Genomic DNA, 18,885 nt, shown 5'->3' with positions numbered 1-18,885 from the left:
GGGTCGCGCACCTGTCGCCGGCCGCCTCCTCCCCGGTATCCGGGGCCTGGGACATTTCATCCAGCGCACGCCGGCGCATGGGCCGCTATGATGGACTCCTGCGAAAGCCAGCCGCATGACCAGCCATACCCTCGCCCGCTGCAGACAACATTCCCGCGCCGTCGTTCCGCTCGACTGCGCGCGATGCGCCGTGCGCGACCTGGCCATCTGCGCGTCCCTGCCGCCGCCGGAGGTCGACTCGCTCGAGCGTTACGTCTCGTCGGTGGAACTACAGGCCAATGCCGAACTGGCCCGCGCCGGCCAGCCCTGCCGCCAGGCCTACAGCGTCACCAGCGGCATGCTGCGGCTGGTGCGCACGCTGGCCGATGCACGGCGCCAGGTGGTGGCCTTCGTCCTGCCCGGGCATTTCGTCGGCCTTTCGGAGCGTGCGGTCCATCGCCACAGCGTCGAAGCGGTGGTGCCGAGCCGGGTCTGCGCGTTCGAGCTCGACGGGATCCGCGACCTGCGCGAGCGCTTCCCGAGCTTCGAGCACACCCTGCTGCAACGGGCCTGTCGCGACCTCGACGACGCGCACGACGCGATGCTGCTGCTCGCGCGACTGTCGCCGCTGGAGCGGCTGGCGAGCTTCCTGCTGCGCCTGCGCGAACAGATGAAGATCCGCGACGACGACCCGCGCATGGCGCTGCCGATGGGTCGCAGCGACATCGCCGACCATCTGGGTCTCACTGTCGAAACCGTCAGCCGCAGCTTCACCCGGCTGCGCGAACAGGGCCTGATCGCGCTTCCGGACCCTCAGCACGTCGAAATCCTCGACGCCGAGGGCCTGTCCGAGCTCGCCTCGGCGCTGCACTGAACGCGCGCCGGGACCGGCGCGAGGCCGGTACCGGCGGCAAACCCCTTGCCTAGCGACCGGCCGGGTCACTAAAATACGCGGCTTGCCCAAGTCGGGGTGTAGCTCAGCCTGGTAGAGCGCTACGTTCGGGACGTAGAAGTCGCAGGTTCAAATCCTGTCTCCCCGACCAATCGGATCAAGCAGTTGCGAGAAGCCGGCCGTGTGCCGGCTTTTTCGTATCCGCCCGCACCCTACTCGCAACGCACGGCCTCGATGGTGTTGCCGGCATCGATATGGACGCGCAGGCGGTCGCAGCGGTGATCGGCGCGAGGACGGCGGTCGGGCCCGCACGGGCGACGACCTGGGTTCGGGATCGGTTTCATCGGGATTCCTCCGTGATCGCGGCGACCGGGAACGACCGAGGGGAGCATGGCCCGCCGGATGCGTCGTGTAGGAAAAATCCTACACGGCATCGAGGGCTCCGCCGACTGTGTCGCAGCCCCGCGCCGCCGACACTGGCGACGCCCCGGCAGCCCGGCCAATGCAACTGGCAACGGATGCCGCTCAGCAACGGAAACCAGAGCCGCGACCTTGAGCAAGTCGACCGCTGGGCCGGGGCGCCTTTTCTTCCGATGGAGCGGCCGATGTCCGGATCCACCCTACGACTGGTCCACAGCGGCGGCGGCTGGCAGTTGCTGGACGACGGCAGGCCGGTGTTCTGGTTCCCGGAGCGCAGCAAAGGGCTGGAGATCGCCCGGCTGATGGCCGACGCGCGCAATCTCAACGACGGCCGGCTGACCAGGGTAGAGGCGCAGAACGACGACGGCGAGCTCGAGACCATCGCCGCGTTCGGCTGAACGGCACTCGCGGAACAGGCACTTCATCGAGTACGCGGCAAGCACCGCGCACCCTTCTCCAGGCAACGATCATTCGTCTCGGGGCCGGCCGCCAGGCCGGTCCCTTCTTTTTGGCTCTTCTCCCATGTGAGGGAGAAATGGTCTGCGATGGGGAAGTCCCAGTCAGGACTTCGGATGGACGCCGCGCCCCGGCGCCCGGGGATCGCTTTCCGCTCGGTCAGGGCATCGTGCCCTGACTCGCGCGCAAAACATCCATGTTTTGCTTGCCGCGATCCCCGGGCGCCAGGACGCGGCTCACCGTTGTTGCCCTGGCCGCGGTGGCCCGGTGGCCAGCTCCTTCGAAGCCAGGCAGATGACTGGCCGATGGGCGTTCCGGGTCGGGGGTTGCGAAAAGCAGCGCATGGATGCGCTGCGGCGGCGAGTCAGCCATGGGCGAGCGCGGACGTCTTGCGCGGCACAGCCGCGCGTCCGCGTGAGCGCCCGGCGCGCTGCGCCGAGCCGGACCGCGCAGCGGGCTGACCGAGCCGGGTAGCAATCCCCGGCCCGGAACGACCCCCGGCCGCAAGCCCGGGTCCAATCTCCGACAACCGGGTCAGTATCCCTTACATTGGAGAAGATCCTTCTTTTTGCGGCGCTCAGAGTCAGGCGTGGATGTTGCGCGTCTGTCCCTCGCCCCGGACCACGAAGCGCTCCACCGTCAGCGCCTCCAGGCCCATCGGTCCGTAGGCATGCAGCCGGGTGGTGGAGATGCCGATCTCGGCGCCGAGGCCGAGCTCGCCGCCGTCGCTGAAACGCGACGAGGCATTGACCATCACCACCGCCGAGCGCAGCGCCTGCACGAATCTCTCCGCATTCCCGGCATTCCGCGTGGCGATCACCTCGGTGTGGTCCGAGCCGTGGCGGCGGATGTGGGCGAGCGCCGCGTCGAGCGAGTCGACCACCCGGATCGCGATCACCAGGTCGAGGTACTCGGCACCGTAGTCGTCTTCGGTCGCCTCGCCCACATCCGCGACGATCGTCCGCGTGGCGGCATCGCCGCGCAACTCGACGCCATGCCCGCGCAGGGCCGCGGCGGCACGCGGCAGGAAGGCCGCGGCGGCGTCGGCATGCACCAGCAGCGTCTCCAGCGCATTGCAGGCGCTGGGGCGGGAAACCTTGCCGTCGACCAGCAGCCGCAGGGCGAGATCCTGGTCCGCTTCGGCATCGACGTACAGGTGGCAGACGCCCTTGTAGTGCTTGATCACCGGCACCCGCGCGTGCTCGGCGACGAAGCGGATCAGCCCCTCGCCCCCGCGCGGGATCGCGAGATCGACGATATCGGTGAGCTGCAGCAGTTCGAGCATGGTCTCGCGACGAAGATCCTCGACGATCGTCAATGCGGCGGCCGGCACTCCGGCGGCGACCAGCGCCCGTTGCAGCGCGGCCGCGATCGCCTGGTTGGAACCGAGCGCCTCGCTGCCGCCGCGCAGGATCACGCCGTTGCCGGCCTTCAGGCACAGTGCCGCCGCGTCCGCAGTCACGTTGGGCCTGGCCTCGTAGATCATCGCGACCACGCCGAGCGGCGTGCGCACGCGCTCCACGGCGATGCCGTTGGGCCGGCTGTCGCGTCGCGTCACCTGTCCCACCGGATCGGGCAGCGCAGCGACCTCGCGCAAGGCCATCGCGATACCGTCGAGTCTGGCGTCGTCCAGTCGCAGGCGATCCAGCATCGCCGGTCCCACCCCCTTGGCCTGCGCAGCCTCCATGTCCTGCGCGTTCGCGGCGAGGATCGCCGCCGCGTCGGCCAACAGGGCGTCGGCCATCGCGTGCAGCATCGCGTCCTTGGCGTCGGTCGGCAACGCGGCGACCGCCTGGGCGGCGTCGCGGCATCGGAGGGCGATCTGGCGGATGTCGGTCATGGCGGGGTTGGAAGGAAGTGATCCAGGGTGCGTTGGCGGGTCGTGGGTGAAGCCCTTTCGATGCCGCGATGTTTCCCTACACCAGCATGAGGTCGTCGCGGTGGATGACGGTACCGCCGTAGCTGTAACCCAGTACCGCCTCGATCTCGCGCGAATGGCGGCGCGCCACGCGACGGATGTCGGCGGCGGAGTACTGGCTGACCCCGCGCGCGACGCGGCGGCTGCCGCGCTCGTCGCGCTGCACGATCTCGACCATGTCGCCGCGGCGGAAGTCGCCCTCGGCGGTGACCACTCCGCCCGGCAGCAACGAAGCCCCCTTCTCCACCAGCGCATTGGCCGCGCCCGCGTCGACGACGATGGCGCCGGGTTCGGCCGGTGCGTTCTGCAGCCAGTGCTTGCGCACCGCGACACGGCTGCGCAGGGCATGGATGCGGGTGCCGCGCAGGCGGTCGGTCGCAAGCCCCGCCAGCACGTCGGCCCGGGTGCCGTTGAACAGTACCGTGGCCACGCCCGCGGCCGAAGCCCGCTGCGCCGCCTCGAGCTTGGTACGCATCCCACCCGTGCCCGCCGCACTGCCGGTGCCACCCGCCGCCGACAGCAGCGCCGGGGTCAGTTGCGGCACCACTTCCACCGGACGCGCATCGGGATTGCGGCGCGGATCGGCGTCGTAGAGACCGTCGATGTCGGTGGCGATGAACAGCACGTCGGCGTCGACCAGCGCGGCGACGATCGCGGCCAGGTTGTCGTTGTCGCCGAGCTTGAGCTCGTCCACCGACACCGTGTCGTTCTCGTTCACCACCGGCACCGCGCGGTGGCGCAGCAGCGCCGACAGCGTGGCTCGCGCGTTGAGATAGCGGCGGCGGTTGCGCAGGTCGTCGTGGGTCAGCAGCACCTGCGCCACGTGGCGGTCGAGCAATCCCTGCCAGAAGCCGATCAGGCGCGCCTGGCCCAGCGCGGCGAGCGCCTGGCGTTCGGCCATCTCGGCGCCATCCTGCGGCTGCTCGCGCATGATCGCGCGCCCGGCCGCGACCGCGCCCGAGGACACCACCACCACCTCCCTGCCGATCGCGTGCGAGGCGACGACGAATCCCGCGATCGCCTGCGCGTACTCGGTCGACAGGCCACCCCCGTTCGCGGCCAGCAGGCTGCTGCCGACCTTGAGCACGGCGCGCCGCCAGGGCGGAAGAAGCTGTTCGGAGAAGGCGTGGGCGTCCATCGGCTCAGCGCGTGATCCATTCGTGCACGGTCACGTCCGAGGCGCCATGGATCGCCAGGGGATCGCGCGCGGCGATTGCCCCTGCCTCTTCGAGACTGGCGACCCCGATCAGCACATAGGCCCCGCCGCTGCCGTCGCCGAAACCGCCACTCGTCTCCAGCAGTCCCTGCCCGCGCAGCTCGTCGAGGAACGCCATGTGCGGCGCGACCAGCGCCTGGTCGAAGCCGGGTCGCCGCATCAGCACCACCAGGTAGCGCGTCACGGGCGTGCTCACAAGGCCTCCCAGCGTGCCTGCAACGCATCGAGCCGCAGGTCGCCGGCCGCGCCGGGCGAGACGCGCGCGGCCAGGCTGGCTTCCGGCGTGCGTCCCTCTCCGGCCGGACCGGCACCGGCGGCCGCGGCCCGATAGGCCTCGCGGAACGGCACGCCGGCCACCGCCGCCTCGACCGCCACGTCTGTGGCGTACATGCCCGGATCGATCGCGGCGCGCAGCCGGTCCTCGCGCCATTCGAGGTTGGCCAGCAGCGCCGGCAGCAGTTCCAGCGCGGCCAGACCGCGACCGAAGCCGTGGAAGATCGCGCCCTTGGAGCCCTGCAGATCGCGGTGGTAGCCCGACGGCAGCGATAGCAACTGCTCGATCTCGGTGCGCGCGGCGGCGACGCTGGCGTGGGTGGCTCGCATCAGCTCGATCACGTCGGGATTGCGCTTGTTGGGCATGATGGAGCTGCCGGTGGTGTACTGCGCCGGCAATGCCACGAAGCCGAACTCGGCGCTGGTGAACAGCGACAGGTCCCAGGCGATGCGGCGCAGGTCGAGCGTGGCGCTGCCGAGCGCCTCCAGCGCGGCCAGCTCGAACTTGCCGCGCGAGAGCTGGGCGTAGACCGGCGAAACCTGCATGCGCCCGAAACCGAGCGCCGTGGTGGTGTGGTCGCGGTCGAGCGCCAGGTTGACCCCGTAGCCGGCGGCGGTGCCGAGCGGATTGCAGTCGACCAGCGCGAGCGTGTCGGCCGCGCGCACCGCATCGTCGATGAAGGCCTCGGCCCAGCCGGCCCACCACATGCCGGCCGAGGACACCACGGCCCTTTGCACATGGGTGTAGCCCGGGATCGGCAGGTCGCGTTCGGCCTGCGCGCGGTCCAGCGCCACTTTCGCGATCTCGCGCGAGAGCGACGACACCCGCGCCAGCTTCTCCTTCAGCCACAGGCGCGTGGCCACCAGCACCTGGTCGTTGCGGCTGCGGCCGGCGTGGATCTTGCGGCCGGTGTCGCCCAGGCGCTCGGTGAGCCGCGCCTCGATCGCGGAGTGGCCGTCCTCGTAACGCTCGTCGAGCACGAAGGCGCCGGAACGGAAATCGTCGCCGAGCTGCGCGAGTTCGCGCTCGAGGCCGGCCAGTTCCCCGCTCGACAGGATACCGATGCGTTGCAGGCCCTGCGCGTGCGCGGCGCTGGCGCGGATGTCGTGCAGGAAGAACTCGCGGTCGAGCACCACGTCGTCGCCGGCGAGGAAGTGCTGGATCCGCGCGTCCACTTCGACGCCAGGCTTCTGCCACAACAGGTCGGACATCTTGTTCTCCGTGGGGCGGGGTCGCGCTCCGCCACATTGTGTTCCAACAACCAGGTGATCGTGGAGCGCGGCGGGCAAGCGTCGCGGCGCGCCTCCGATGCCGGCCAGTACCCGTCCTATCCGGGAATCGCAGTCATCTCGTCGAAGCCGAAGGCGAGGTTGAGGTTCTGCATCGCCTGCGTCGCGGCGCCCTTGAGCAGGTTGTCGAGCGTGGCCACCACCACCAGTCGCCGGCCGTCCGCGCCCACCGCGAAGCCACCGATCTCGACGCCGTGCCGGCCGGCGATCCGGCTGACCCACGGCGCCTCGTCGACGATGCGCACCAGCGGCTCGCCGGCATAGCGCTCGCGGTACAGCGCGCGCACCGTCGCGAGCTCCACCGGCTCCGACAGGTGCAGGTTCACGGTCATGGTGATGCCGCGGAAGTGCGGCGCGACATGCGGCATGAAGTCCACCGGCCTGCCCAGCTGGCGCGATACTTCGCGCTCGTGCATGTGCCCGACCAGCGCGTAGGGCATCAGGTTGTCGCGAAGCAGCTCGATATTGTTCTTGTCGGACGGCGTCGTGCCCGCGCCCGAGTAGCCGGACACGCCGAAGCACTGGGGCGGACCGGCCAGCCGATCGAGCACCGGTGCGATCGCCAGCTGCATCGCGGTCGCGTAGCAGCCCGGGTTGCTGATCCGTTTCCGGCCCGCATGGCGGCCGCGTGTGAGTTCCGGCAGGCCGTAATGCCAGCTTTCGTCGAAGCGGTAGTCGGCGGACAGGTCGACGATCACCGTCTCCGGCCTCGCCGCGTCCAGTGCGGCGACGAAGGGCGCGGCCTTGCCATTGGGCAGCGCCAGCACGACGGCGTCGGCCGCCTTGGCCGCGACCGCATCGGCGGCCAGCGATTCGAAGCGCAGGTCGCCGGTGTAACCGTCGTCGTGCGCATCGACGCGCTGCCCGTCGAGTTCGCGCGACGACACGAACGCCAGCGCGAAGCGCGGATGCGCGGCCACCAGCCGGATCAGCTCGCGGCCGGTGTGGCCGCGCGCGCCGACGATGCCGAGGGAAACGGGTGCGTGGCTCATGCGTGGGATTCCAGGCGGAAACGCAGGTGCCGGCGCACGGCCGGCCATTCGCCGTCGAGGATCGAGAACACCACGGTGTCGCGCAGCGAACCGTCGACGTGGCGCTTGGCGTTGCGCAGCACGCCGTCCTGTTTCGCGCCGAGCCGGGCGATCGCCGCGCGCGAGGCATGGTTGAACCAGCTGGTCTCGAAACTCACGTTCACGCAGCCCAGGGTCTCGAAAGCATGTTCGAGCAGCATCAGCTTGCATTCGCTGTTCACGCCGGTGCGCTGCACGCGCGTTGCGTACCAGGTGTAGCCGATCAGCAGCTTCGGGACCTCGGGCTCCAGGCCATAGAAGCGCGTGCTGCCGACGATGTCGCCGTGGGCATCGCGCACCGTGAACGGCAGGACGCGCCCGGCCTGGCGTGCGGCCAGCACCTGGTCGACATAGCCGGCGACCTGCGCCGGCGCCGGCACGTGGGTGTACCAGAGCCGATCGAGGCCGCTTCCTTCCACTGCCGCGCGCAGGCCCGCGACGTGCCCCGTGTCCATCGGTTCGAGCACGGCATGGCGCCCGACCAGCCTCGGCACGCTGCGCCATGCGGAAGGATGTTCGTTGCCGGCCATCGCTCAGTCCAGCAGCGTCGGCTGGCGCGTCGCGCAATGCGCCACGCAGCGCTCGATGTCGGGGAAGGCGTCGATGCCGTACCAGAACACTTTCCATTTCTCCTGCTTGTAGCAGCCGTCGGACTCGGCGTAGTAGAAGATGTTGATCTGGTTGTTGTGGCGCGAACGCCAGAACAGCTGCGGCGTCTCGTCGCGCATCACGTTCCAGACCGCGCGACCCAGCCCCTCGCCCTGGGCATCGTCGAGCACCGCGAACTTGTCGAGATAGACCATGCCGTCGCCATCGGTGAGGATCACCGCGGCGCGATAGTTCTCGCTGACGTAGGCGCGCAGCAGCGTCGTGCGCTCGAAGTAATCGGGCGCCAGGCGCCGGCCGAAACTGCGCTCGATCAGGCCGCGCAGCCGGTCGCGGTCGAACGCGTCCCAGTGCGCGCCGCGCAGCACCTTCTCGCCGCGCCGGACCAGCGTGCCCGAGCCCTTGTGCGTGAACAGCTCCTTGGCCAGGTCGGCCGGGCGGGTGATGGAGACCGAGGATTCCAGCGGCAGGTGGTCGAGCAGGTCCTTGATCTGCTCGATCTTCACCTTCATCCCGCCGTTGATCCACGGCTGCTGCATCAGGTGCTCGTATTCGCTTGACAGGTTGATCGAGTCGATCACCTGTCCGTCCGCATCCAGCAGACCGCCGGTGCCGGTGAGGAAGATGATCTTGTACGGCTGCAGCACGCGCACCAGCTCGTTGGCGGCGAAATCGGCGTTGATGTTGAGGATCTGCCCGCCTGGCGTCTCGCCCAGGCTGGCGATGACCGGGATCGAGCTGGCCTGCAGGCTGGCCTCGATCGGCGCCAGGTTCACCGTCTTCACCTCGCCCACCAGGCCGTAGGTGTCGCGGTCGAGGTAGTCGGCCTCGAACACGCCGCCGGTGATCGAGGTCGCGCGCGCGCCGCCCTGCTGCAACGCCTCGACCAGCGCGAGATTGGAAGCCTGGAACACGCGGCGAACGATCGCCAGGGCCTCGGGCGAGGTCACGCGCAGGCCGTTGACGGTCTGCTTGCCGATCTCTGCAGCCGCCAGTTCCGTGTCGAGCTGCGGCCCGGCGCCGTGCAGGACGATCGGCGTCAGGCCGACCTCCTGCAGGAACGTCAGCGACGAGGTCAGCGCTTCGAGGTCGTCGCGCAACACCGCGCCGCCGACCTTGACGACGGCGAAGCGCTTGGCGTCGACCTGCGAGAAGCGCTTGAGGTACTGGCTGATCTCCTTCGCGCTGGCCATGCTCGAGAGCAGGCGCACGATGGTCTGCCGGGTCTGCCGGTTGGCGTCGATGTTCATGCGGATCCGAGGATGCGGCCGACGATGCCGGCGTAGCGTTGCAGTTGTTCGAGCGAGACCCATTCGTCGGCCGTATGCGCCTGGGCGATGTCGCCCGGACCGAAGACGAGGGCGTTGAGCCCGGCACGGGAGAACAGCGAGGCCTCGGTCCAGAAGTCCACGGCGTTGCCGACCGGCAGGCCGAGCTCATCGGCGAGGTCGCGCGCGGCGAGCCGGCGATCCTCCGCTACGGCGACATCGCCCGAGGGCAGCGACGGGCCGCGGAAGGTCTCCTCGTAGGCTTCGAGCGCATCCGGCGCGGCGAAACCGCGGAACGCCGCGTGCAGCTGCTCGATGTCGTGCGAGGGCAGCGGCCGGAAGCCGAAACGCAGCTCGGCCGCGGGCGCGATCACGTTGGCCTTGATGCCTCCTTCGATCCGGCCGATGTTGAAGCGCAGCCCGGTCAGTCCGCCGAAGCGTCGGTGCGATTCGAGCCCGACGAAGTCGAGCGCACGGCTGCTCCAGCGCACCGCGTGATGCAGCGCGCTGGCGTCGAGCGCCCCCGGACCCGATGCGTGCCCCGCCCTGCCCGTGAACGCCATGCGCACGGCGCTGATGCCGCGATGGGCGAGTACCGCCTCGCAGGAGGTCGGTTCGGCGACCACCACATCGCGGAAGCCATGGTCGCGCGCCAGGAAGCCGGCGATGCATCGCGCATCGTTGGCTTCCTCGTCGCTGGTGAACAGGAAAGCGGCATCGCCTTGCGTGGCCTGCGCGGCCGCGATCAGCCCGGCGGCCGCGCCCTTGATGTCGCAGGCGCCGAGCCCGACCGCGCGATCGTTCCCGATCCGCAGCACGTGGGGATCCGCACTCCAGTGCGGCGAGGACGGCACCGTGTCCAGGTGCACGTTGAACAGGCACTTCGGCTGGCCACGAACGGCGAACAGCGACACCGCGCCAGCGCCGTGGTCGTCGACTTCGATCCGGAAATCTGGCAGCTGCGCGCGGATGTAGTCGAAGATGCCGCCGCTGTCGATCGCCCGCGGCGGATTACGGGTGTCGAAGGACACCAGGGCTTCGAGGTGCTTGAGGATGCTGTCGAGCATGGTCTTCTTTCGTCCTGCAGGCGGACTCTAGCTTGTCATCTCGAACGCAGTGAGAGATCTCCTCCCGCGGGACCGGCGCAAAGCAGATCCCCCACTACGTTCGGGACGACGGAAAGCCGGCGCCTCAGCGATTGACCTCCGCCCAGAGCGTGCTGCTCATGCCGAACAGCTTGATGAAGCCCTCCGCCTCTTCCACGCCCCAGTCGGCCGACTGCGCGTAGGTGGCACCCGTGGAATGCAGCAGGTGCGGCGACTTGACCGCCACCGCGTCCACGCGCCCGCCGCGGGTCTCCAGCACCACCTCGCCCGTGACCTGCTGCTGCGACGAGGCCAGGAACGCCTCGAGGTCGGTCTTCAGCGGATCGTGGAAGAAGCCCTCGTAGACCAGTTCGACCCACTTGCGCGCCACCTCCGGCTTGAAGCGGTTCTGCTGCTTACTCAGCACCGCCTCTTCGAGCGCGCGATGCGCGGTGAGCAATGCCACCAGACCCGGCGCTTCGTAGACGATGCGGCCCTTCAGGCCGATCACGGTGTCGCCGGTGTACATGCCGCGGCCCACGCCGTACGAGGCGAAGAGGCGATTGAGCTTCGCCAGGATCTGTTCGCCCGGCAGGATCTTGCCGTCGAGTTCCACCGCCTCGCCGCGCTCGAAGCGCAGGCTCACCGTCAGCGGCTCGACCGGCCAGGCGCCGCGTGGCGCGCACCAGCCGCGCGCGCCCTCGCCCGGTGCCTCCCACTGGTCGATCTCGCCGCCGGACATGGTCACGCCCAGCAGGTTCTCGTTGATCGTGTAGGCCTTCTGCTTGGCGCGCACGCCGAAACCGCGCTGCTCCAGGTAGGCCTGCTCGTAGACGCGGGTCTGGGTGTGCTCCTTCTGGATCTCGCGGATCGGCGCCAGGATGCGGTAATCGCCGCTGGCCTTGATCGCCAGGTCGAAACGCACCTGGTCGTTGCCCATGCCGGTGCAGCCATGCGCGATCGCGTTGGTGCCGAGCTCGGCGGCGCGCGCGAGCGACGCGTCCACGATCAGGTAACGGTCCGACACCAGCAGCGGGTACTGGCCCTGGTAGCCCTCGCCGGCCCAGACGAACGGCTTGACGAAGCCGCTCCAGATCGCAGGCCCGCCGTCGACGGTGACGTGGCTGGCCACGCCCAGCTCGGCCGCACGCTTCTCGATGAACTCGCGTTCGTCCGCATCGACCCCGCCGGTGTCGGCGAACACGGTGTGCACGTTCCAGCCGCGTTCCTGCAGGTAGGGCACGCAGAAGCTGGTGTCCAGTCCGCCGGAGAAGGCGAGGACGATGTCGCGGGACTCGTGATTGGTGATTCGTGATCCGTGATTCGATGAAGCGGACTGCTGCATGGGGAAGATCTCTGGAAATGAAACATGTGGAACGGGGACGTCGTCCCGGCCTTTGCCCTTACCAATCACCAATCACGAATCACCGCCGCGCACCAGCGCGGCCATCACGGCCTTCTGCACGTGCAGCCGGTTCTCGGCCTCGTCGATGGCGATGCAGTTGGGCGAATCCATCACCGCGTCGGTGGCCTTGACGTTGCGGCGCAGCGGCAGGCAGTGGCTGAACACGCCGTTGCGGGTCAGCGCCATCTTGGCCTCGTCGACGATGAAGTGCCGGTACTGGTCGCGGATCGGCTTCTCCGGCGCCCAGTTGCCGAAGTACGGCAGCGCGCCCCAGCTCTTGGCGTAGACCACGTCGGCGCCGGCGTAGGCGCTGTCGATGTCGTGGCTGACCGTCAGCGAGCCGCCGCTTCCGGACACGTTCTCGCGGGCCCAGCCCATGTAGCGCTCGTCCAGGATGTACTCCGGCGTCGGGCACAGCAGGGTCACGTCCATCCCGAGGCGGGTGGCGATGGTGAGAGCAGAGTTCGCGACCGCCGTGTTCAGCGGCTTGGGATGGTAGGTCCAGGTGAGGACGTACTTCTTCCCGCGCAGGTCGGAGGTGCCGAAATGCTCCTGCAGCGCCAGCGCATGCGCCAGCTCCTGGCAGGGGTGGGTGATCGTTTCCATGTTGATCACCGGCACCGGCGAGTACTTCGCGAACGAACGCAGCACGATGTCCTGACGGTCGTAGGCCCAGTCGACGAACTTCGGGAAGGCGCGCACGCCGATCAGGTCGACATAGCGCCCCAGCACCCGCGCCACTTCCGCGATGTGCTCCTCGGTGTCTCCGTCCATCACCGTGCCCAGGTCGAACTCGACCGGCCACGCGTCCTTGCCCGGTTGCAGCACTACGGCGTGGCCGCCGAGCTGGAACGCACCCAGCTCGAAACTGGTGCGCGTGCGCATCGACGGGTTGAAGAACACCAGCGCGATCGAGCGGCCCTTCAGCGCATCGCCGAGCTTCTCGCGCTTGTACGCGGCGGCCTGCACGAGCAGCGCGTCGAGGTCGGCGCGGCTCCAGTCCTGCGTGTTGAGGAAATGCTTCATTGGCGGCATCCAGGTCTCGGGTAGATGGCGATTGCGTGCTTCAGAAACGAAAAAACCCAGCCTCTGGCTGGGTTCCGGCATGACGGCGAAAACGTCCGGTCGACCCAGCTCAGGCGCAGGGATCCGGTCGGCGCGCACGCGAGGTCATGCCGGCCGCCATGCGGGCGGAGGTCAGGACGTCGGCGTGGGCAAGGGCATGTTTCACGGCGCGCATCCTCGCACGGCGCGGCACGCACTGCAACAAATACCGCGGACTCAAGGGGTTTCCTGTGAAACCAGCGGCGTCACCGAAACCCGTACCCGCAGCCGGTTGCCAGGGTCTGCCGGCAGCCGCGAGCGGTACTTCACGCCGCGATGCACGTAGTCCACGTCGTAGGCGATGGGACGCCGGAACTCGCGCTCCACCGGGACCATCCGGCATTGCCCGCCGGCGGAAGGCGCGACTTCCTCGACCTTGGGGTCGGGCGTCAGCGCGCCCCTGACCGCCCCGATCACGCGAGCGAAGCCGGTCTTGTCCTCCGTGTCCCCGACCGGCGTCGAGGCCTCGCAACGCTCGACCATGCTGGTGGCATGCAGCGTCTGGTACACCGGCTCGGCGCGCAGCACCTGGGCGTATTCCACCCTCACGTTCTCCGGCTGCTGCGCCGGAGCCGCCTCCGCTTCGGTCTGTGCGGCCGCGGGCAGCGCCAGGCACAGGACCAGCGCGACGAGCGGCGCGAGGCACGGCCTGGGGAGGGTGGACTTCAAGACTCGGACCATTGCCGCCAGTGTAGGCCCCCGCGGCCCGCCCTCGGCTGAACCCGGACGGGTACTGATCGACGCCGCGATGCGCCTCCATCCGGGTCAGCCTGCCCGCAGCCCGCGACACGCTCTAGAATCGATGGTTTCCCGCCGCCGCGTGCCGATGCCTCTGCGCCTGTTCAACAGCCTCACCCGCCGCCTCGAGGCCTTCGTGCCGCTCGATCCGGCCTGCCCGACGATGTACCTGTGCGGGCCGACGGTCTACAACTACGTCCACATCGGCAACGCACGCGGACCGGTGGTGTTCGGCGTGCTGGCCGCGCTGCTGCGCAGGCGCCACGGCGACCTGCGCTATGCGCGCAACATCACCGACGTCGACGACAAGATCAACGCCGCGGCGCGCGCCGCCGGCGTGCCGATCGCCACGATCACCGACCGCTTCGCCGCCGCCTACCGCGAGGACATGGCCGCGCTGGGCGTGGACGGCGCGTTCAAGCCCGACCTCGAACCCGCCGCGACCGCGCACATCGCGCAGATGACCGCCATGATCGAGCGCCTGGTCGCGAGCGGCCACGCCTACGAGGCCGATGGCCACGTGCTGTTCGCGGTCGACACCTTCGAGGGCTACGGCAAGCTGTCGCGGCGCGATCCGGACGAGATGCTGGCCGGCGCCCGGGTCGAAGTGGCGCCGTACAAGCGCAACTCCGGCGACTTCGTGCTCTGGAAGCCCTCCGGCGACGACCTCCCCGGCTGGGCGTCGCCCTGGGGCCGTGGCCGCCCGGGCTGGCACATCGAGTGCTCGGCGATGGCCGCCGCGCACCTGGGCGAGACCATCGACATCCACGCCGGCGGCGTCGACCTGCAGTTCCCGCATCACGAGAACGAGGTCGCGCAGAGCGAGTGCGCCCACGGCGGGCGGATCTTCGCCCGGACCTGGCTGCACAACGGCATGCTGACGCTGTCGGGCACGAAGATGTCGAAGTCGCTCGGCAACATCGAGAAGGTCCACGACCTGGTGCGCGCGCACCCGCCCGAGGCCCTGCGCTACGCGCTGCTGTCGGCGCATTACCGGCAGCCGCTGGACTGGTCGGACGCGCTGATCGAGCAGAGCGTACGGACCCTGGATCGGTTGTACGGCACCTTGCGCGACCTGGCCGATGTCGAGGCTGACGTGGTGATTCCCGCGGAGGTGGACGCCGCGCTCGACGACGACCTCAACACGCCCGCGGCGCTGGCGGAGGTCGCGCGGATCGCGGGTGAGGCGCGCCGGGCGGAATCGGCCGGCGAGCGGCAACAGTTGAAGTCGGAGCTGCTCGGTGCGGGACTGGCGCTGGGGCTGCTGCAGCAATCACCACAGGCCTGGTTCGCGCGCGGCGCTTCCGGCGAGGGCGACGAGCGCATCCAGGCATTGATCGACGAACGCGCGGCGGCGAAGCAAGCACGGGATTTCGCGCGGGCGGATGCGATCCGCGACCAGCTGGCCGCGGAAGGCATCCTGCTGGAGGACACGGCGCAGGGGGTGCGGTGGAAGCGGGCTTGAAGAGTGCTGCAGCTCGCTGGTCCACCCGGTCTCTAAATAGTGCAACAGCTTCCGCTCGCCGTCGGCGAGCGGGTTCATTTCTCTTGGAAAGCGCCAAAAGAAACGAACCAAAGAAAAACGCTTTCCCCGCAACGGCACAAGCTCGAGGCTGATAGCGAATCGGGATTTTCCGACTCGCCATCCATGGCTCGGTCGGAAAACGCCGCACATCCTGTGCGGCGCCCTCCGGGTCTGGAATTCACGCGGTGGTTTGAGAAAGTGCGCGAAAGTCTGTTCTTTGTCCTGCCTCCCGTCGATCATCCTTGCGCGACGCTGTTCCCAAAAAAAGTTGGACTCACTGGGTCCGCTTCTGCCCTTGGTGATGCGACGTCGGAACGAGAGACCCGGAGGGCGGCGCGCAGGACGCGCGCCGTTTTTCGCCACGGCATGGATGCCGTGTCGAAAAATCCCGTTCCCGCCTCCGGTCGCGAGCTTGTGCACTTGCGGGAAAGCGCCTTTTCTTTGGTTCGTTTCTTTTGGCGCCATCAAAAGAAATGAACCCGGCCGCCGCAGGCGGACGGAACGCTCTTGACTTCACAGGCAACAAGGTCGGATTGGCACTTCCGATGCGTGACGACGAAAACCTGACATGTGTCCTGGCGCGCCAGAGAGGTCACACGCAACTCCCTCCGGCATGGAAGGGGGAGCCGGTGGCCACCCTCCTCACCACACCCCATCTGCGACAATATCGTCTCCACATCAATCAACGCCCACGCTCGCTGCGGCGCCACGCGAATCCCAAGTGACCACCCCCACCCCCTTCCCCCTCGAACCCACCCCCGCCGCCGCCCAGGCCGCGATCAAGGAAGAATTCGCCTTCTTCAGCGACTGGTCCGAGCGTTACCAGTACCTGATCGACCTCGGCCGCAAGCTGCCGCCGTTCCCGGAGGAGTGGAAGTCCGAGGAACACCGCCTGCTCGGCTGCCAGTCGATGGTCTGGATCGTGCCCGAGGGCGATGCGGCGCGGCTGGATTTCCGCGCGACGAGCGATTCGGCCATCGTCTCGGGCCTGATCTATCTCGCGCTGCGCGTGTACTCGGGCCGCAGCACGCGCGAGATCGTCGAGACCGAGGCCGACTACATCGCCGACATCGGCCTGGCCAAACACCTCTCGCCGACCCGCAACAACGGGCTGGCGGCATTGCTGGGCTTCATCCGAGAGTCCGCCAAGCGCACGCTGGCGTGAGCCCGGGCGGGCCGAAGCGGCCGGAGGACAGCCGCGCGGCGCCGCTGCGCAACCGGGACTTCCGCCTGCTGATGGGGTTCCGGATCTTCACGATCCTGTCCTACCAGGGCGTGGCGGTGACCGTCGGCTGGCATGTCTACGAACTCACGCGCGACCCCTGGATGCTGGGCCTGATCGGGCTGGCCGAAGTGGTGCCCTACTTCTGCGTCGCGCCGTTCGCCGGCCATCTGGTCGATGTGCTGCCGCGGCGCAGGCTCGGCGCGTTCGCGGCCGCATGCCTTGCGATCACGCCGCTGCTGCTGGTGGCGATCGCGGCCGGCTGGTGGACCGCCGGCGGGCTCGTGGCGATCTACGCGGCGATCGCCCTGACCGGCTGCGTGCGCGCCTTCCTCGGTCCGGTCTACAACGCGGTATTCGCCCGGGTGCTGCCGCGCGAACAGTACGTGCGCGGGGCCAGCCTGGGCAGCATCGTGTTCCAGTCCGGACTGGTGACGGGGCCGGCGATCGGCGGCTTCCTGGTCGGCTGGGCCGGCAAGCCCGTCGCCTACGGCGTGGCCGCGGTGTTCGCGGCGCTCGCGGCGATGGCCATGCTTCTGCTGCGGGTCAGCGAACCGGCGCCGCGACCGCAGCGCGCGCCGATCTTCGCCAGCATCGCCGAAGGCGCGCGCTTCGTGTTCGGGCACCAGATCCTGCTGGGGGCGCTGGCGCTGGACATGTTCGCGGTGCTGTTCGGCGGCGCGATCTCGCTGGCGCCCGCGTTCATCACCGAGATCCTGCACTACGGGCCGGAGGGCCTGGGCATCCTGCGCGCGGCGCCCGCGCTGGGCGCGGTGGCGGTCGGCGTGTGGCTGGCGCGCCATCCGCTGGATCGCGACGCCGGGCGCATCCTGCTGTGGGCGGTGGCGGGTTCGGGGCGTGCATGGTCGGTTTCGGGCTGTCCGGGGCCTTCTGGCTGTCGGCGGCGTTCCTGCTGCTGTCGGGCGTCTGCGACGGCGTTTCCGTGGTCACCCGTTCGACGATCATGCAACTGGCGACGCCCGACGAGATGCGCGGGCGGGTCTCTTCGATCAACGGCCTGTTCGTGGGCTCCTCGAACGAGATCGGCGCCTTCTATGCCGGCTCGATGGCGCGACTGCTCGGCCTGGTGCCGGCGGTGGTCCTCGGCGGATGCGTCACGATCGGCATCGCCGCCGCGACCGCCTGGCGCTCGCCGAAGCTGCGCCGGCTGCATTTCAGCGACCTGAAGTGACCCGCCTGGGCGGGCGTCCTGCGTCAGCCCGCCGACAATGTCCACGCATGGGAAGCCGCCCGCGTCGAGGCGGACTTCCGCCTGGCGGCCAGGCAGACCCGGTGCATTTCGCCGGCCTCCGGCCCCGGGAAGAGAAAAACCCCGCCGAAGCGGGGTTCTCTGGATCGAAGATGCACGGGCCGCTCAATCGCCCATCTGCTTCTGCATGTGCTCCCAGCGTTCCTGGGCATCGATGGTGCGTTCGGCCTGCGGCCTGGCTTCGAGCCGGTCGAGTCCGATTTCCTCGCCGGTGTCGACGCAGTAGCCGTAGTCGCCCTCGTCGACGCGACGGATGATGCTCTCGATCTTGTTGATCAGCTTGCGGTAGCGGTCGCGGGTGCGCAGCTCCAGCGCGTTCTCGGTCTCGCGGCTGGCGCGCTCGGCCTCGTCGCCGACGTCGCGCACTTCGTCCTTGAGGTTCTCGATGGTCTGCCGCGACTCGTCGACCAGTTCCTCGCGGCGTGCGAGCAGCTTCTGCCGGAAGTACTCGAGCTGAAGCGGGTTCATGTACTCCTCGTCCGCGGCCGGCCTGTAGCCCGCGGGCAGGATCGGGCGGCCCGACTCGGGGTCGGTCTCGTAGGGAACGACCTTGAACTTCGGCTTCACCGCCGGCGTCGAGGACTTGGTGGTCACCGCGACGGCGACCTTGCCCTGCACACGCGGGGTGGCCGGCCTGGGCGCGGGCGACGGCGGCGCCTTGGCGGGCGTGGCGTCCTTCGCCTTCTTGGCGGCGGGAGGTGCGGACGCCGCCTTCACCGGGGCCGGCGCCTTGTTCGGTGCGGGCGCGGACTTGGCGGGCGCCGTCTTGGTGGCGTGCGCCGCAGCCTTCTTCGCCACCGGCTTGGCGGCCTTCTTCGCAGGCGCCGCAGCAGGCCTGGCGGCGGCGACCTTCTTCGCCGGCGCCTTGGCCGCCTTCTTCGCGACCGGCGTCTTCTTCGCCGGCGCCTTGCGCGCGGCGACCGGCTTGGCGGCGGCCTTCTTCGCAGGCGCCTTCTTCACCGCCTTGGCGGCGGACTTGGCCGCCTTGCGGGCGGCAGGCTTGGCCGCTTTCGCGGGCTTGGCGGTTTTCTTCGCAGACTTCTTGACGACCACTTGCTGCAATTCCTCTTGGTTTCCCTTGGACGGGAAAAGCGGGCTGTTATACCCTGCCCCGGCGGCAGCGGCAACCGCGCCGAACCCGACCGAAG

At 69.2% G+C, this 18,885-nt stretch carries 17 protein-coding genes, 1 tRNA gene and 1 pseudogene; 7 read left to right on the top strand and 12 right to left on the bottom strand.

The features are described 5' to 3' along the window. Nucleotides 1–190: 190 nt before the first annotated feature. The 3 genes from JMO03_RS16765 to JMO03_RS16755 all read left to right on the top strand — a co-directional run bounded on the left by JMO03_RS16765 (nucleotide 191) and on the right by JMO03_RS16755 (nucleotide 1,689). Nucleotides 191–853, top strand: coding sequence for a helix-turn-helix domain-containing protein (locus JMO03_RS16765; RefSeq protein ID WP_202844879.1), 663 nt, complete (start codon nucleotides 191–193; stop codon nucleotides 851–853). A 92-nt stretch (nucleotides 854–945) separates the two neighbouring features. Next, nucleotides 946–1,022, top strand: a tRNA-Pro gene (locus tag JMO03_RS16760). A gap of 454 nt (nucleotides 1,023–1,476) precedes the next feature. Continuing rightward, on the top strand, nucleotides 1,477–1,689 hold the full coding sequence (locus JMO03_RS16755; protein WP_202844878.1) for a hypothetical protein: 213 nt from the start codon (nucleotides 1,477–1,479) through the stop codon (nucleotides 1,687–1,689). A gap of 641 nt (nucleotides 1,690–2,330) precedes the next feature. On the opposite strand, the gene JMO03_RS16750 is transcribed toward JMO03_RS16755, so the two are convergent. From JMO03_RS16750 to JMO03_RS16700, 11 genes are all read right to left on the bottom strand, one after another. Next, complete coding sequence (locus JMO03_RS16750; protein ID WP_202844877.1) at nucleotides 2,331–3,587, bottom strand: glutamate-5-semialdehyde dehydrogenase; 1,257 nt, start codon at nucleotides 3,585–3,587, stop codon at nucleotides 2,331–2,333. A 76-nt stretch (nucleotides 3,588–3,663) separates the two neighbouring features. Continuing rightward, nucleotides 3,664–4,803, bottom strand: coding sequence for a glutamate 5-kinase (gene proB, locus JMO03_RS16745; protein ID WP_202844876.1), 1,140 nt, complete (start codon nucleotides 4,801–4,803; stop codon nucleotides 3,664–3,666). A gap of 4 nt (nucleotides 4,804–4,807) precedes the next feature. Beyond that, nucleotides 4,808–5,041, bottom strand: a complete 234-nt coding sequence (locus tag JMO03_RS16740; protein WP_202844938.1) for a YciI family protein — start codon at nucleotides 5,039–5,041, stop codon at nucleotides 4,808–4,810. Between the two features lie 32 nt (nucleotides 5,042–5,073). Further along, nucleotides 5,074–6,366: an argininosuccinate lyase gene (gene argH, locus JMO03_RS16735; protein WP_202844875.1), complete on the bottom strand. Its 1,293-nt coding sequence runs from the start codon at nucleotides 6,364–6,366 to the stop codon at nucleotides 5,074–5,076. Between the two features lie 116 nt (nucleotides 6,367–6,482). Next, entirely contained in the window at nucleotides 6,483–7,436 is a 954-nt protein-coding gene (gene argC / locus JMO03_RS16730) for an N-acetyl-gamma-glutamyl-phosphate reductase (protein WP_202844874.1), read from the bottom strand. Further along, a complete protein-coding gene (locus JMO03_RS16725) occupies nucleotides 7,433–8,044 on the bottom strand; it encodes a GNAT family N-acetyltransferase (RefSeq protein WP_202844873.1) in 612 nt (203 codons plus the stop codon). Before JMO03_RS16725 ends, argC begins: the two co-directional genes overlap by 4 nt. A gap of 3 nt (nucleotides 8,045–8,047) precedes the next feature. Continuing rightward, nucleotides 8,048–9,370: an acetylglutamate kinase gene (locus JMO03_RS16720; protein ID WP_202844872.1), complete on the bottom strand. Its 1,323-nt coding sequence runs from the start codon at nucleotides 9,368–9,370 to the stop codon at nucleotides 8,048–8,050. Continuing rightward, complete coding sequence (locus JMO03_RS16715) at nucleotides 9,367–10,455, bottom strand: acetylornithine deacetylase (protein WP_202844871.1); 1,089 nt, start codon at nucleotides 10,453–10,455, stop codon at nucleotides 9,367–9,369. Before JMO03_RS16715 ends, JMO03_RS16720 begins: the two co-directional genes overlap by 4 nt. A 124-nt stretch (nucleotides 10,456–10,579) precedes the next feature. Further along, nucleotides 10,580–11,818 carry an argininosuccinate synthase gene (locus JMO03_RS16710; RefSeq protein WP_202844870.1) on the bottom strand — a complete coding sequence of 413 codons (1,239 nt, stop codon included), beginning with the start codon at nucleotides 11,816–11,818 and terminating at the stop codon, nucleotides 10,580–10,582. Nucleotides 11,819–11,890: 72 nt separating this feature from the next. Beyond that, nucleotides 11,891–12,904, bottom strand: a complete 1,014-nt coding sequence (locus JMO03_RS16705) for an N-acetylornithine carbamoyltransferase (protein WP_202844869.1) — start codon at nucleotides 12,902–12,904, stop codon at nucleotides 11,891–11,893. Between the two features lie 255 nt (nucleotides 12,905–13,159). Then, on the bottom strand, nucleotides 13,160–13,663 hold the full coding sequence (locus JMO03_RS16700) for a hypothetical protein (protein WP_202844868.1): 504 nt from the start codon (nucleotides 13,661–13,663) through the stop codon (nucleotides 13,160–13,162). A gap of 145 nt (nucleotides 13,664–13,808) precedes the next feature. Between JMO03_RS16700 and cysS the strand changes: the two genes are divergently transcribed. The 4 genes and pseudogenes from cysS (at nucleotide 13,809) to JMO03_RS16680 (ending at nucleotide 17,659) form a co-directional block, all read left to right on the top strand. Beyond that, nucleotides 13,809–15,185 carry a cysteine--tRNA ligase gene (gene cysS / locus JMO03_RS16695; RefSeq protein ID WP_202844937.1) on the top strand — a complete coding sequence of 459 codons (1,377 nt, stop codon included), beginning with the start codon at nucleotides 13,809–13,811 and terminating at the stop codon, nucleotides 15,183–15,185. A 39-nt stretch (nucleotides 15,186–15,224) separates the two neighbouring features. Further along, nucleotides 15,225–15,722: a hypothetical protein gene (locus JMO03_RS16690; RefSeq protein WP_202844867.1), complete on the top strand. Its 498-nt coding sequence runs from the start codon at nucleotides 15,225–15,227 to the stop codon at nucleotides 15,720–15,722. Nucleotides 15,723–15,966: 244 nt separating this feature from the next. Next, nucleotides 15,967–16,410 carry a SufE family protein gene (locus JMO03_RS16685; RefSeq protein ID WP_337926437.1) on the top strand — a complete coding sequence of 148 codons (444 nt, stop codon included), beginning with the start codon at nucleotides 15,967–15,969 and terminating at the stop codon, nucleotides 16,408–16,410. Continuing rightward, nucleotides 16,407–17,659: pseudogene (locus JMO03_RS16680) on the top strand (MFS transporter). Before JMO03_RS16685 ends, JMO03_RS16680 begins: the two are co-directional and overlap by 4 nt. Nucleotides 17,660–17,842: 183 nt before the next feature. Here JMO03_RS16680 and dksA read toward each other — a convergent pair. Beyond that, entirely contained in the window at nucleotides 17,843–18,790 is a 948-nt protein-coding gene (dksA, locus tag JMO03_RS16675; RefSeq protein ID WP_337926436.1) for an RNA polymerase-binding protein DksA, read from the bottom strand. Nucleotides 18,791–18,885 lie beyond the last annotated feature (95 nt).

This window comes from Luteimonas saliphila (assembly GCF_016774335.1).
GTDB classification, from domain to species: domain Bacteria; phylum Pseudomonadota; class Gammaproteobacteria; order Xanthomonadales; family Xanthomonadaceae; genus Luteimonas; species Luteimonas saliphila.
This window is presented reverse-complemented; position numbering and strand designations above follow the sequence as displayed.